Origin of the sequence: Paenibacillus xanthanilyticus, assembly GCF_042682185.1 — a bacterium.
Classification (GTDB): Bacteria; Bacillota; Bacilli; order Paenibacillales; family Paenibacillaceae; genus Paenibacillus_Z; species Paenibacillus_Z xanthanilyticus.
Window position 1 is genome coordinate 2,973,131 of record NZ_JBHUHA010000001.1, and the last position, 14,319, is coordinate 2,987,449.

Sequence of the window (14,319 nt, forward strand, 5' to 3'; positions counted from 1 at the left end):
TCTTTACTCACGCTGAATTATAATTCTTATTGGAAACGAGCGAGGCGTCCTTATGAGGTCTTTTCCATCCGAAGCTGTTGGACTTCCTTACGCAAGGCAAGCAGTTCGTTTTCTTCTTGTGTTCGATTGTCCTTTTCCGTGAAGGAACCTGAGTTATTGCTTTGTTCAATCCATCGATCCAATGCAGATGCGGTCATACTCTGGAACAATACTTGCCCTCGACTTTCCGTTTTCGTACAGTTGGACCATCTGCTTCTTAAACTCCGCTGTAAATGTTCTTCTTTGTTTGGACATAGTAGCGCCCCTTCTTCCTTATGTGTTTATTCTACTAGCCCTCATTTTTGATGTCCAACTTAGTGTAGACGATCCATGTAACATAAAAAGACAATCAACAGTGTTGAGTGTCCCTTATAATATAACCCCGTTATGGTCAGCTACCTTTCTCAATGCAAAGCATAAATTTTCTCACTTCTTCTGCTTATAAAAATCATGATAAAGCTTCATCAACGCTCTTTTCTCGATCCGCGACACATAGGAGCGGCTGATCCCCAACTCCTTCGCAATCTCCCGCTGCGTCCGCTCTTCCCCACCCGTAATCAATCCGAACCGTCCAACCACGACTTCCTTCTCCCGGTCATCGAGGATATCCAGGTTCTTATAGATCTTGCTCTTCTCTATTTTAAGTTGAACTTAAAAGTTTTCGCAGAAAACTTGCTTCGGAAGCATATGCTCCGCCACATCATCGGCTTCCGAACCGAGGATGTCGATCAGCGTGATTTCGTTCCCCTCTTTGTCCGTCCCGATCGGGTCGTGCAGGGACACGTCCTTCTTGGTCTTCTTCAAACTACGCAAATGCATAAGAATCTCGTTCTCGATACAACGAGCGGCGAACGTCGCGAGCTTCGTGCCTTTGCCCTGTTGGAAGCTCTCGATCGCTTTGATGAGACCGATGGTCCCGATGCTGATCAAGTCCTCGAGGTCTTCCCGGTGTTATCGAATTTTTTGACAATGTGAACACGACCCGATGTAATTTCGGAACAAAAATAAACCGATATCCGCCTCGAGACGGAAATCGGTTATACCCGCTTATTTATTTCTTTCCTGCAAACGGTCATCGATGACTTTCACCCATTCTGGTAACGGTGTTCCAAAATGTTTGATTGTGGTCTGATCCGCTTCCAATACAATTTCACCGTCATTACTGCTGTTGTCAATGACAATGAGGTAGTCAATCAGATTCAGGTGTTCAAGCAGATTTCTCATGGATGTCTGATGACGCCTAAGGATATCTTCCGTATCGATATGATGGCCACCATTTCGAACTCGCAAAGCCACACGTTCAATGTTAAGTCGTACATCTCCTAATCCAACATAAAACATGATGACTTCGAAACCTTTCGACTTCGCTTCCTGCATTTGTCGGATGACGTTGCCGCCTGCAAGCGTGGTTTCAACCGTAAAATCACGCTTATGCAAAATGCATTCCCTTGCAAGCTTGATGGCTTCTTTACCAGCCGAAACTTTGCGGCGGTCAGGATTTTCTCGGTCGATTCCGCGAGCCAAGGCATCTGGATCAATAATAACGCTAACACCAAGCCGTTCAATAATCAGATTGCGAATCGTACTTTTGCCGCTACCGTTATTACCGGCGAATACAAACATGGTGGCAATGGGATCATTCATGATAGAGGTCCTGTTCATTTATGCGCTCGATTACGCCATCGCTGTACTCTTTAACAAACTCACCTTCACGTGTTTTGTATACAATATATGTTCCGTTAGCTTTAGCATCCAATTTTGCTCGATCCCCGGTTAGCTTAATATACTTGCTTAGGTCTTGTATACGGTTCATTCCTTTTCACCATTCCCATTCAAGTGTATAGCTGAAGTATATCATACCAGGATTCTTAAAGCAGATATCCGCGGCATAGAACAAAACAGACGTATCGGAATCATACGCCTGTTTACCGTTTGCAATTATCGCTTCTCTCACAGTAGACTTACGAAACTGTAGGCTCACCACTTGATACCTCATGGCGGAGTACCCATATCACTTCTTCTGCTTATAAAACTCATGATACAGCTTCATCAACGCCCGCTTCTCAATCCGCGACACGTAGGAGCGGCTAATCCCCAATTCCTTTGCAATCTCCCGCTGCGTCCGCTCTTCCCCACCGGTAATCAAGCCGAACCGCCCCACAACAACTTCCTTCTCCCGGTCATCCAAAATATCCAGGTTCTTATAAATCTTACTCTTCTCTATCTTCAGCTGCACCTTATCCGCCACATCGTCGGCTTCCGAACCGAGGATGTCGATCAACGTGATTTCGTTCCCCTCTTTGTCCGTCCCGATCGGGTCGTGCAGCGAAACGTCTTTCTTCGTCTTCTTCAAACTGCGCAAATGCATAAGAATCTCGTTCTCGATACAACGGGCGGCGAAGGTTGCGAGCTTCGTGCCCTTGCCCTGCTGGAAGCTCTCGATTGCTTTGATCAGACCGATCGTGCCGATGGAGATCAGGTCCTCCAGGTCTTCCCCAGTGTTATCGAATTTCTTGACAATATGCGCCACAAGCCGCAGGTTGTGCTCGATGAGCAGGTTGCGGGAATGCGGGTTGCCCTCCGCCATAAGCTGCAGATGCTTGAGTTCCTCTTCTTCTTGCAGCGGCTGTGGGAAGGCGTTGTTTTTGACATACGAGACGAGCAGGGTTAGCTGCTTAATGAACAATGCGATCGCCGCGAATACTCCTGGCATTGTGCCGGCCACCTCCATGCTGATTTGACGCGTAGGAACGCTGCGGTTCCGCGCTTTTCTCGGAAGACTGTTCTATAGTGTATGTGGGCGAAGGCCCATGCGTGCCTGTACGGGCGGCAGCGAGAAAAATGATTCGTCCCCCGCTTTCCCGGGTATATCCGCGGTCGCGGCGCTGCTTGAATCGCATACCGCCCCGCTTCGTTCCCTCTACCCTCACGTCAAACCAACACGAAAGTCACAATCAGTCACAATTTCACTATAATTCAACATGGCTACGCACTGCATTTAACACTACACGCGTAAGCTTGTCGTAAAGGTGCCGCACGCGCGAGTAAAAGCAGCCAAGTTATGGCAACCGTATATCTATTCGAAGAAACGGAGTTGAACGATACCCATGCATCTTCGCACGCCCAAACGCAATCTGCTCGCCGGCGCCTTATCCATCGCCCTGTTAGCCCAAGGCCTCCTGGCCGGAACGGCGGCGGCCGCACCTCATGCGAACGCAAGCGCAGCCAATGCCGCTGCCGCAGCAGCCCTCAAGACCGCCGCAGCGCCAGCCGCCTCCCCCTATGAAACGGTCAAACGCGCGGACGGCAATAACCTCGTCTTCCCGGTCATCAGCGATATCCACATCAACGGCAGCGTCCGCGCTTCGTCCAAATTCAAAGCGACGATGGAGCAGATTAACGCCATCGCGCCCGACTATGACGCCCTCATTAGCGTCGGCGATCTGACGGACAACGGCACGTCGGCGGAGTACGATGAACTGATGTCGATCTATAACGGCCTCAAACAGCCGAATGCCCAGCATCTGTTCGCGATCGGCAATCACGACTATTACGGCTCCGCGACGCCGCAGGCCGCGCAATCGCTCTTCAAATCCAAGACTGGCATGGACGGCCTCTACTATGACCGATGGCTGAACGGCTATCATTTCATCGTCATCGGCAGCGAGGACCGGGCTACGAACGGCACGCTCTCCGACGCGCAGATCGAGTGGCTGGACGCCAAGCTGGCCGAGAACGCCTCGCCGAACAAGCCGATCTTCGTCTTCTTCCACCAGCACATTAGCAACACTGTCTACGGCAGCGACCTGTGGGGCCACACGCAGAATGCCGCGAAGCTGTACAGCACATTGGCCAAATATCCGCAGGCAATCACGTTCTCCGGCCACTCCCACTACGTGCTGGATGACCCGCGGACGGCGCATCAGCGCGACTTCACCTCGTTCGGTACGGCGGCGATCCGCTATCCGGAGCTAGAGCCGGGCAAGGTGCAGGGCAACCATCCGACCGACGATATTACGCAGGGCTACATCGTGGAGGTACGAGATGACAAGGTGCTCGTGAAACGCCGCGATTTCCACGCGAACGCCTGGACCGGGGAGGACTGGGTCATCGACTACCCGGCCATGAAATCCAAGTTCAAATATACCGACAACCGGGATACCGTGAAGCCAGCCTTCCCAGCTAGCGCCAAAGCAACCGTCGTGGGCGGCAGCGTAACCGAGACGAAGTTCCGCCTCGAATTCGATCAAGCGATGGACAATCTGAACGTGCATAGCTACGAGATCATCGTCACGAACGATAAGACGGGTCAAAAAGCGACCTCCGTCCTCGCCTTCTCGGACTTCTATCTCGATCCCGTGCCGGCGAAGCTCGCCTTCGACATCGGCGGTCTGACCGGGGACACCGCGTATACCGCGTCGGTGACGGCGATCGACTCGTTCGGCAACCGCAGCGATAAGGCGCTGACCGCAAAGCTGACGACCGGGGCCAAAGCGCCGTTCACCCCGCCAGTCGCGGACGTGATCGACATCGATTTCATGGACGGCACCGCGAAGGACGTCTCCGGCAAAGGCAACGACGCGACGCCGCAGGGCGACGTCGGCATCGCCTACGATCCGGCGTTCAAGAAGCCGGCCGCTTGGCTGAAGGGCAGGAGCAGTGAGTTCTTCGCCATCCAGCCGAGCGCGTCGATCAAATCCGTGACGCAGACCGCCTCCATCGAAGCGCTGTTCAAGCTTAATTCGATCCGCGACCATGCCGTATTCGGCAACACGCAGAGCGGCGGCCTGTCGTTCGAATCGACGGACGACGGCAATATGGAGCTGTGGCTCCACGCAGGCGGCAGCTACACCCGCATCGGCATTCCGCTCGAGACCGGCGTCGTGCATCACCTCGTCGGCACGTACGACGGCTCGGCGGCGACGCTCTACCATAACGGCGTGAAGGTGCAGACGCAGGGCGTTACCGGCGCGATCAAGCAGCCGGATATCCCGTTCGCGATCGGCGCCGATCCGGAAGCGAACCAGAAAGGCAACTACGTGCTGGACGGTTCGGTCAGCGTCGCCCGGCTGTACAGCCAAGCGCTCACGCAGGAGCAGGTCAAATACAGCTACGACCAGCTGGCGAAAAGGCTGAACGCGCCTTCCTTCAACACGCTGCATGACGGCATCGCGGCAGGACGCGCGCTCGCAGCGGACGCGTCCAAGATCGGCGATGCGCCGGGTCAATATCCCGCTTCGGCGATGACGGCGTTCGGCGCGGCGCTGGACCAAGCCGATGCGATCATGACGTCCCGCACAGCTGGCGAAGACGAGGCGAAACAAGCCGCAATCGACCTCGTGCAGGCGCGCGCCGCGCTCGAAGCCGCCAAGAACGGCGCCGCGCAGACGGGTGCTTATCTCGAAGGCCCGGCGAAAGCCCTTCCCGGCCAAACCGTCGCATTGACGTACGGCATCCGCGGCGATGCCGCATCCCGCTCCGTCGCGCAAGACATTACGTTCGAATATGCCGCAGATAAGCTGCAATTTCTGGGTTTCGAAGCCGCCGACCAGCCGAAGCAAGGCTTCCAGGTCGTCGATACCGAGGACAAGGACGGGAAGCTGCGTATTATCGCCGCCACGATCCCGCCTGCAATGGAGCTGCAAGGCCAACTGCTGCAGCTTCGCTTCAAAGTGAAAGCCGGTGCTGCATCCGGCACGACGGCATTGTCCGTAGCCCAAATCGTCCTCGCCGACGCGTCCGGCGCGGAGAAGACGCTCCCTTCGCCGGGCGCGCATACGCTGACCATCGGCGCGGCTATCGACAACGCCGCCCTGCTGAAGCTGATCCAAGAAGCCTCCAGCCTACATCAGAACGCCGTCGAAGGCGGCGCGATCGGTCAATATCCGGCTGGTTCCCGAGCCGTGTTGCAAGCCGCGATCGCCAAGGCGAAGCAAACCGCGGACAACGCGGAAGCGACCGATGCGGACATTGCCAAGGCGGCAGCCGAGCTGGAGCTCGCGGTTCAAACGTTCAAGGACAGCGTCAACAAATCAACCGCCGGCGATACGAACAACGACGGCAAATTCTCGATCGGCGACCTCGCGATCGTCGCGCAAGGCTACGGCGCAGCAAGCACGGACGCGAATTGGAACGACATTAAAGCGTACGACTTCAACGCCGACGGCCGTATCGGTCTCGAAGATATGGCCTACGTGGCGAGACGCATTCTCGGCAAGCAAGCCTAATCTCCACCCGGCACTTTATCGTATCCTTTCATCTAAATACCGCAAAAAAGCGACCGCGCCTCCGATATCCGGCAAGCGCGGTCGCTTTCATTTGTTCATGCTATTGTCGCAGAGGCCCGATACACCGCGCAGCCGACCCGACAGCCCCGGCCATCTCGCAGCCGTTCAATGGCCGCGCGCTATCCGCCCAATCCGCTTGGCATTCCGCTGCCGCCGCTCTCGCCTAGCACAAAGGCGCGGCTTGCAAGCCGCGCCCCTCGCTCCCTACTCCTTCAATTCGTACCCGTTCAGCTTCAGATGCGCCTTGAACATCTCCAGCGTCGACGGCAGCGTCTCCATGTCCGGCCACGTATCGCCGCTCCAGATCCCGGATTGCTTCAGCGCGCGCGGACAATGGACGAACGCTTCTTCCACTTCGACGATGACGGCCATGCCGGTCGTCTTGCCCTTCCACGCCTGGGCCGCAATCAACTCCTCATTGCGCGTCACATATGCGCGGCCGTTAACCCGCAGCACTTCGTTGAGCCCCGGAATAAGGAAAATCATCCCCACCTGCGGATTATCCGCGATGTTGAGCAGCGAATCGATCCGCCGGTTGCCCATCCGGTCCGGGAAGATCAGATGCCGTTCGTCGAGCACCTTGACGAAGCCCGGCTCGTCGCCGCGCGGCGACACGTCCGCTCGCCCGCTTGCCCCCGACGAAGCGAGGAAGAAGATCGGCGACATCGCGATATACCGCTCGATTCCCGGATCGAGGACGCCGACCGTTTTGCTGACCACCGCATCGTGCGGCACTCCCACGATCGCCTGCATCTCCTCCGCGGACGTGATGATTCCTTGTTGCCACTTGCTATCCAGCATGTTCGTCTCTCCTTAGCTGCGCCGTACTCGTGATCTTGCTTCGAATCTTCATTGTACCGTCCCGACGACAAGGGAAGCAACTCGCGACCAGCGCGATCCGCAATCCCCCTCGCCGCTAACGCAGACTCCCTCCCGCATCAGCGCCGCTTCTAGGGGTAGCCCGGCTCGGCTCTACCGCGAACGAACCCCGACTGCCTCCAGCCACGCTTTCGCGATCAGCGAGTGGCCCGCCACGGATGGATGAACGCCGTCTCCCGCCCAATACGCCGGACCCGTCTTCATGCTCGCCTGCGCGAACAGGCCGTCGAGCGGCACGTAAGCCGCCTTGAATTCCTGCGCCAGCTCGCGGACGGCCGCGATTTTCGGGTCGAGATCCTCGCGCCAGCCCTTCCGGTCCTCCGGCACCGGCAGCACGAACGGCTCGACGAGTACCAGCTTCGCGTTCATCCGGTCCAACGTACTCGTGATCAGCCGCCGATACCCTTCATAATATTGCGCCGTGCTCGTCGGTTCGTTACTGTCGTAGCGGCGCCACGTATCGTTAATGCCGATATAGATCGAGACGACCGTCGGGTTCAGCGCCAGGCAGTCTTCCTCCCACCGCCGCTCCAGATCGACGACCCGATTGCCGCTGATGCCCCGGTTGATGAACGTCAGATTCCACTCCGGATACCGACGCCCCAGCTCGGCCGCGATGAAATACGGGTACCCGCCCCCCAGGCTGTTCGCGTCCCTATAATTCCGTCCGCAATCGGTAATGCTGTCCCCTTGAAACAAAATGACGTCGTTCGCCGCAAGCGCTGCCATTTTCCTGATCTCCTCTTCCGCCCCTAAGGGCATGCCATGGTTTTCCTTCACCTTACCAGAAACGCCGCGGCCGCGTAACCCGAACTTTTTGTCTTCTTTCCATTCTTCTATTGGAGGTAGTGACTCCGCTCCCCTTCGTACTCGCCTCCCCCTTCCCCCTCCGCTGCAATGCTGTCAGGCTGCGCCCCGTTGACCCCGCTTTTGTTGCTCCCTCCTCCCACCTCCTCCGCCGAGGAGGCTCCAAAGGGCTTTGCCCTCTGGACTCCCTATTTCGTGCTGGCATGTTTGTTTGCGGTCGGCGGGAAGGCTTGAGTGTGGCACGCTTTTGTCCTGACGGACAAAGCTTCAGTAGGTTTAAGTCCTTCTTTAGACATAAGCGTGTTGAAGCCTGTTAACCGCTGGCAACCGTTGGCTTCATCGGATGTTTTTCCTTAACCTGACAGCATTGTTCCCCCTCCTCCGAGGGGAACCAAGGGCTTCTGCCCTTGGAACCCGAAATAAGCGCACCTTCCACGCGGCCGTCTTCGATGTGTCCTTTCGAGGCGAGCCCGCTTTTGTCCAAGCAATTTGAATTGCAAGTTGGATCCACTTACAATTCTGGTTGGACAAAGCTCTTGGTTCGAACTTCGTTCGCCACGATTTGCCTTAGGGTGCTATCCTGCTTCGTTACCTTTCTCTCGATGCTTGCCAGCTGACCTTCGCTTTCGTCCGCATTCGCGGACACGCTTTACTTCTATCCCTTTACAATAAAAAAAGACCTTCGCCCGCGCCGAATGCGCAAACAAAGGTCCTTAAACCTGCCTTTATGCCCTTCCCCAGCTGCCGGGGAGCGAGACGTAACCCAAATTATCCTTTGACGCCCGAGATCGCGACCGACTCGATGATCTGCTTCTGGAACACGATGAAGACGATCAGCATCGGCAGGAGCGCGATGACCGAAGCGGCCATGATGAGCGGGTAGTCCGTCTGGATCGCGTACATGGCGTTGAAGTTCGCGATAACGAGCTGGAGCGTCTGCTTCTCCGGCGACGTCAGGTAGATGATCGGCGCCAGGTAATCGTTCCAGATCCCCATGAACCACAGAATGAACTGCGCCGCGATCGCCGGCTTAATGAGCGGGAAGATGACCCGGCCGTAGATGCCGAAGTACGAGCTGCCGTCGATCTTCGCCGCTTCGATGATCGCATCCGGCACGCTCGACAGGTACTGCCGCAGGAAGAAGATCATGACGATGTTGCCGAACAGCCCTGGCACGATGAGCGGCTTGAGCGTATCGATCCAGCCGAGCTCCGAGAACATCATGAACTGCGGGATCATGATCGACGGGTACGGAATCATGAGCGACGAGAGCAGGATGAGGAAGATCCCATCCTTGAACGGCACTCTCAGCTTCGCGAACGCGTAGGCTGCCAGCGACGAGGTGAACGTGCCGACGACGGTAACGGACACTGCGATGATGACGCTGTTCGAGATACCGGTCAACAGCGGGCCCGCTTCCCAAATTTCCTTATATTTGCCCCACACGAACGGATCGGGGATCCATTTCGGCGGCAGGGCGAAGACCGACATTTTGTCCTTGACCGACGTCGAAGCCATCCACAATAGCGGAGCGATCATGACGGTTGCGCCGATAGCGAGGATGATGAAAATAATGATATCCCCGATTTTTTTGCTGCGAGTATACATGTCAGTTCGCTCCTTTCTAGTCGTTTTGGCTCGATTTGTCGAGTCGGAATTGAATCAGCGTGACGATGAAGATGAACAGGCCGAGCACGACCGACATCGCGGACGCATAACCCATTTGGAAGTTGCCGAACGCCTTCTGCCAGATGTAGAACACGACGGAAGCCGAGCTGTACTCCGGACCGCCCGTGGACGTCATGATGTTGATCTCGGTGAAAATCTGCGAGCCGCCGATGATGTTCGTCACGACGAGGAAGAACGTAACCGGGCGAACCATCGGCCACGTGATGTTCCAGAATGCCTGCCAGCCATTGGCGCCGTCGAGTTCGGCCGCTTCGTAGTAGTCTTTCGGCACGCTCTGAATGGCCGCCAAGTACAGCAGCATCGTATAGCCAAGGCCTTTCCAGATCGCCATCAGCATAATGGCGGGTTTGACCGTATTTTTATCGGCAAGCCAGTTCGGACCTTCGATGCCGAACAGCGCGAGGAACTGGTTCACCAAACCATAGTCGCCGTTATACGCCCATTGCCACAGAATCGAGATCGCGGCGAGCGAGGAAATGACGGGAATGTAATAAATGACGCGGAATGCGGTCGTTCCCCAAATGCCCCGGTTGAGGCCGAGGGCGAGCAGCAGCGCCAGAATAAGTCCGATCGGGATGCCGATCATCATGAACAGCGTATTGAACATCGATTTGTGGAACAACTCGTCGCTCCACAGTTCCTTATAGTTATCCAGACCGATAAAATTCATCTGTCCCAAGCCGTCCATGTCGGTGAACGAGCTGTAGACGGAATAGAGCGTCGGGAACAAACCGAAGATGATGAATCCAAGCACAGGCGGAAGGATAAAGAGCAAACCGTAATATTTTTCTTTGCGGTACAGATTGGACTTCGTCTCCATAAGTCACCCCTGAGTGCGGACGTACTCGGCGATGACGCCCCGCTTTGGCCTGTCGTGAAGGCTTACGCTTGTCGTCATCGCCGGAACGTCTTGGCTATTTCTTTATTTAGGTTCGATTATTGCTTGGATTTCGCTTCTTGCTCGAGCGCTTTGTCAAGCAGCTTCTGCATCTTCGGCTGTTCGGCTTTGACGTAGTCGGCTGCCGTTACTTTGCCGTCGAGGACAGGTTGGATATCCGTGAAGAACAGGTTGTACCATTCAGCGTTGTACGTGCGCTCGCCCGGGAGGGAACGGCCGTAGTCGTTGACGATATCCATGAACTCTTGCTTGTTCGCCGGCTTTGTCGTCGTGTCGCCAGCCCAAGTTGCCGCCATGTCCTTCAGGTTCGGAATTTGCACTTTCGCGTCAACCAGCATTTGCATGCCTTCTTTGGAGCCCGTCAGGTACGCAACCAGCTCTGCCGCTTCTTGCGGGTATTTCGTTTTGGACGATACGCCGATGCCCAGGGAGCCGACCCATGTTGCCGTTTTGCCCGTGGAGCCAACTGGGTACGGAATCAGGTCATAGTCGAATGGCAGCTTCTCGTAAGTCGGCATGTCCCAAGGACCTACAGGGAAGAACGCCAACTCGCCTTTCATCCAACGCTGGTACGTGTCAAGCGTTTGCGCGTCTTCGATCGACGGCGTGATTTTGTGCACGTTCTGCATGTCGGCGAAGTATTGCAGCGCTTCCGCGAACTTCGGATCGTCGATCGTAACCTTCGTGCCGTCTTCGCTGAGCCAGTCCGCGCCGTTGCTCCATACGAACGGTTGCAGCGACCAGTTGACATTGAAGCCCGTGCCGTATTGGTCCGGTTTGCCGTCGCCGTTGTTATCCTTCGTCAGCTGCTTGTTCACTGCGATGAACTCGTCCCATGTGTAAGGCTTGTCTTTGTCCGGCAGCGGCACGCCCGCTTTCTCGAACATCGTCTTGTTGTAGCCGAGCGCGAATGGACCCAAGTCTTTCGGCATGCCGTACAGCTGGCCTTGGCCGACCACGTTGCCGTCGTAACGGTACAGGTTCACGCCTTTATCCCATATGTTCGCGATATCGATATTGGAGTTGCCTTCGATTTGCTCCGTGATGTCGGCCAGAACGCCGCTGTTCACATATGCGCGAAGGTCGCCGTAGTTAAAGTAGAAGACGTCCGGTACTTTTTTGCCCGTAATCGCCGCTTTCAGCTTCGTGGCATATTGGTCGGCAGCCGTTACCGTGATTTTGACTTTCACGCCTGGATGGTCGGCTTCGAATTTCTCGATCACCTTCGTGTAGGCTTTCTGCTCGTCCGTGCCGCCGCGGAACATGAACGACAATTCTTTCGTTTCGACTTTGCCGCTATCGCCGCTGTTGCTCGTACCCGCATTGCCGGCGTTCGCGCCGGTTGCGCCGTTGTTACCGCTCTCATTATTGCCGCCGCAACCGCTCAGTACAAGCACGGTAGCCATCGAGAGTGCTGCTACAGACAGAAGACCTTTCTTTTTTGCCACGTTGAACCCCTCCATATTTATATCATGATTGCTTGCGCGTCTCCGGTTGGGATGTCCGCGCAGTCAGTTGAAACCGTATTCATTCGGTCGTGCAATTGGTTCACAAGCCTTGGGCCATAAGAAAATGGGTGCTCGTTGCTTCTGCACGCCATTTCTTATTTCGATCAAATTAGTTAATTTGTTAACGTCTTTGCTTTTATGTTAGTAATATTATTATAGAGCGCTTTCAAAGTCAACATTTTCTTTCAAATTTCGCCATCGCCTTCTACTCACGCCTTGATATTACTGAAATTCACAAAAACATTAACTATAACATTAAGGTTACAGAGACGTCTTTCCGTCCGGAACCGGGCGGCCGAATTCCGGCATGCCGTCGGCGTTCCAACCGAACAGCTGCACGCGCGTGTGGCGGTTCGGATCGTAGAGCGGATCGCCCGTAATCTCCTTATAATTGCGCGCATGGTATACGATCACGTCGCGTCCGTCCTCGGTCACGGTGAAGCTGTTGTGGCCCGGTCCGTATTGTCCGTTCGTCTCGTCCGTGCCGAATACCGGCGTCTCCGATTTGATCCATGAAGTCGGATCCAAGAGGTCGGATGTTTCCGCAGCCCAGATGATGCCCATGCAGTAATTATAATCGGTAGCGCTAGCCGAATAGGTAATGAAAATCTTACCATTACGCTTGAGCACCGCCGCGCCTTCGTTAACCAGGAAGCCGATGCGCTCCCAATCGTATTCCGGCGTCGTGATCATGACCTGGCGGTCGATGTCGATTTCCCATGGGCTCGTCATCGGCGCGATGTACAGATTGGAGTTGCCTTTGATGGCCGGATCCTTCTGCGCCCACACGAGATAACGCACGCCATTATGTTCGAACGAGGTGGCATCCAGGGCGAACGATTCCCATTTCGTGCGAAGCTGGCCCTTCTCGACCCACTCGCCTTCAAGCGGGTTCGCGGAAGCGTTCTCAAGCACGAACATCCGGTGGTCGAACAAGCCGTCGTTGGTCTCTGCCGTGCGCGCAGCCGCGAAGTAGATGTACCACTTGCCGTCAATGTAATGAATCTCCGGCGCCCAAATGTTCGCGCTCATCATGCCGGTTTCGTATTTGCGCCAAGCGACTGCCGGTTCCGCTTGCGCGAGACCCGCCAGCGTCTCGGAACGTCTGACCTCGATGCGGTCGTATTCCGGTACGGAAGCCGTGAAGTAGTAGAAGCCGTCGGTGTGGCGGTAAATCCATGGATCCGCGCGCTGCTCGATAAGCGGATTGGAGATTTCGCGTGCTGCCGAAATATTGGTCATGCCTGCTTTCACCTTCTCAATAAAAGTTAATATGTTCGTTAATCATTCATGTTTTTATTATATTTATAACATGCAGTTAAATCAACACATTTTTTTGAGAATGTTTGCGCTTGCACAGGGCTAAATGTTGGAATACTCCCACGAATTCGAGCTGTCTCGCGCTTTTCCGCGGAATTTACAGTCGTGAACCCCCTCTACTTCATCTATCATTCGCCATAACGTTAACCTATAACAAGAGGGGCTAGCATTCATTCGCAAAATCATTAATGTTCAGCCTAGCAGTTGGCATCGAGATGGGTGCCATTTGAATTGGTTTTCGTATCTCGCTTCTCGATGGGGCCATCCGACGTCGGGTCTGTTCGGCGCCAGCCGCTTGACGCCACGGGGGCAGCAACTCTTGCATCATCCAACTATTGGTTCGCGCCAACCATTGATTTTTCGCCCTTTTTTTAGCCCTTTTAATGAACATTTTTTTGTCAACCCGTTTCTTTCCGGCGCGATTCGTGCTATTATGAAAGCGCTAACAAATTCATCGTTTAGGGGGCGCATGTTGATGAATGTAGCGAAAGAGGAACGCAACGTGTACGAGAACTTCGAGATCGATACCGACATCCTATACTTCAAGGTGAGCCGGCTGGGGCTCGTCAGTTTCCACGGACGGAACTACAATATAAAGAAAAGCGTGCCGTCCGAACAACTGAACAGCTACATTGCCAGCGGCACATTCGTCAAAGCCAACGCCAACTGCTACGTCAACGTCCGCAAAGTCATCGCGGTTGAAGACGGCATGGCGCGCTTCGACCGCAATTCGGAATCCAAGCTCGTCCCGGTTTCCAAATGGCATCAATCCCATTTGAGAAGCCTTTTGTCTTGATATCCGAATCCTCACGCGCGGACCGCGCGATGCGCGAAGCCTTGTTCCTCCACTGCGGGGACCAAGGCTTTTTTATCTTGGCTTCACCTTGCGCGC

Annotated in this window: 10 protein-coding genes and 1 pseudogene; 2 read left to right on the forward strand and 9 right to left on the reverse strand. The window is 55.1% G+C overall.

All coding sequences use genetic code 11. From position 1 onward, the window contains the following. Positions 1 to 465 precede the first annotated feature (465 nt). The 3 genes and pseudogenes from sigK (ACFSKT_RS12505) to sigK (ACFSKT_RS12515) form a co-directional block, all read right to left on the reverse strand. Positions 466 to 1,013 (reverse strand): annotated as a pseudogene (gene sigK, locus ACFSKT_RS12505) (RNA polymerase sporulation sigma factor SigK); the annotation flags it as partial. 73 nt (positions 1,014 to 1,086) lie between these two features. Continuing rightward, a complete protein-coding gene (locus ACFSKT_RS12510) occupies positions 1,087 to 1,683 on the reverse strand; it encodes a zeta toxin family protein (RefSeq protein WP_377721339.1) in 597 nt (198 codons plus the stop codon). A 367-nt stretch (positions 1,684 to 2,050) separates the two neighbouring features. After that, positions 2,051 to 2,752, reverse strand: coding sequence for an RNA polymerase sporulation sigma factor SigK (gene sigK / locus ACFSKT_RS12515; RefSeq protein WP_377721340.1), 702 nt, complete (start codon positions 2,750 to 2,752; stop codon positions 2,051 to 2,053). Between the two features lie 394 nt (positions 2,753 to 3,146). On the opposite strand from sigK (ACFSKT_RS12515), the gene ACFSKT_RS12520 reads away from it, so the two are divergent. Next, the gene (locus tag ACFSKT_RS12520) at positions 3,147 to 6,266 is read left to right on the forward strand and encodes a LamG-like jellyroll fold domain-containing protein (RefSeq protein ID WP_377721341.1); all 3,120 of its coding nucleotides are present in this window, start codon (positions 3,147 to 3,149) and stop codon (positions 6,264 to 6,266) included. A gap of 264 nt (positions 6,267 to 6,530) precedes the next feature. Here ACFSKT_RS12520 and ACFSKT_RS12525 read toward each other — a convergent pair whose 3' ends face one another. The 6 genes from ACFSKT_RS12525 to ACFSKT_RS12550 all read right to left on the reverse strand — a co-directional run bounded on the left by ACFSKT_RS12525 (position 6,531) and on the right by ACFSKT_RS12550 (position 13,349). Beyond that, the gene (locus ACFSKT_RS12525) at positions 6,531 to 7,127 is read right to left on the reverse strand and encodes an MSMEG_1061 family FMN-dependent PPOX-type flavoprotein (protein ID WP_377721342.1); all 597 of its coding nucleotides are present in this window, start codon (positions 7,125 to 7,127) and stop codon (positions 6,531 to 6,533) included. Positions 7,128 to 7,298: 171 nt separating this feature from the next. Further along, positions 7,299 to 7,934, reverse strand: coding sequence for an SGNH/GDSL hydrolase family protein (locus ACFSKT_RS12530; protein WP_377721343.1), 636 nt, complete (start codon positions 7,932 to 7,934; stop codon positions 7,299 to 7,301). An 846-nt stretch (positions 7,935 to 8,780) separates the two neighbouring features. Next, complete coding sequence (locus tag ACFSKT_RS12535; RefSeq protein WP_377721344.1) at positions 8,781 to 9,620, reverse strand: carbohydrate ABC transporter permease; 840 nt, start codon at positions 9,618 to 9,620, stop codon at positions 8,781 to 8,783. A 16-nt stretch (positions 9,621 to 9,636) separates the two neighbouring features. Next, positions 9,637 to 10,521: a carbohydrate ABC transporter permease gene (locus tag ACFSKT_RS12540; protein WP_377721345.1), complete on the reverse strand. Its 885-nt coding sequence runs from the start codon at positions 10,519 to 10,521 to the stop codon at positions 9,637 to 9,639. A gap of 116 nt (positions 10,522 to 10,637) precedes the next feature. Then, complete coding sequence (locus ACFSKT_RS12545; RefSeq protein ID WP_377721346.1) at positions 10,638 to 12,047, reverse strand: ABC transporter substrate-binding protein; 1,410 nt, start codon at positions 12,045 to 12,047, stop codon at positions 10,638 to 10,640. Positions 12,048 to 12,368: 321 nt separating this feature from the next. Continuing rightward, complete coding sequence (locus ACFSKT_RS12550; RefSeq protein ID WP_377721347.1) at positions 12,369 to 13,349, reverse strand: glycoside hydrolase family 43 protein; 981 nt, start codon at positions 13,347 to 13,349, stop codon at positions 12,369 to 12,371. Between the two features lie 553 nt (positions 13,350 to 13,902). Here ACFSKT_RS12550 and ACFSKT_RS12555 point away from each other — a divergent pair. Beyond that, a complete protein-coding gene (locus ACFSKT_RS12555) occupies positions 13,903 to 14,223 on the forward strand; it encodes a hypothetical protein (protein WP_377721348.1) in 321 nt (106 codons plus the stop codon). The last annotated feature ends 96 nt before the right edge of the window (positions 14,224 to 14,319 follow it).

What these genes read in the sequence shown, in the direction of transcription:
- ACFSKT_RS12510 (WP_377721339.1), bottom strand. Translation starts at nt 1,683, where the DNA reads ATGAATGATCCCATTGCCACCATGTTTGTATTCGCCGGTAATAACGGT.
- sigK (WP_377721340.1), bottom strand. Translation starts at nt 2,752, where the DNA reads ATGCCAGGAGTATTCGCGGCGATCGCATTGTTCATTAAGCAGCTAACC.
- ACFSKT_RS12520 (WP_377721341.1), top strand. Translation starts at nt 3,147, where the DNA reads ATGCATCTTCGCACGCCCAAACGCAATCTGCTCGCCGGCGCCTTATCC.
- ACFSKT_RS12525 (WP_377721342.1), bottom strand. Translation starts at nt 7,127, where the DNA reads ATGCTGGATAGCAAGTGGCAACAAGGAATCATCACGTCCGCGGAGGAG.
- ACFSKT_RS12530 (WP_377721343.1), bottom strand. Translation starts at nt 7,934, where the DNA reads ATGGCAGCGCTTGCGGCGAACGACGTCATTTTGTTTCAAGGGGACAGC.
- ACFSKT_RS12535 (WP_377721344.1), bottom strand. Translation starts at nt 9,620, where the DNA reads ATGTATACTCGCAGCAAAAAAATCGGGGATATCATTATTTTCATCATC.
- ACFSKT_RS12540 (WP_377721345.1), bottom strand. Translation starts at nt 10,521, where the DNA reads ATGGAGACGAAGTCCAATCTGTACCGCAAAGAAAAATATTACGGTTTG.
- ACFSKT_RS12550 (WP_377721347.1), bottom strand. Translation starts at nt 13,349, where the DNA reads ATGACCAATATTTCGGCAGCACGCGAAATCTCCAATCCGCTTATCGAG.
- ACFSKT_RS12555 (WP_377721348.1), top strand. Translation starts at nt 13,903, where the DNA reads ATGAATGTAGCGAAAGAGGAACGCAACGTGTACGAGAACTTCGAGATC.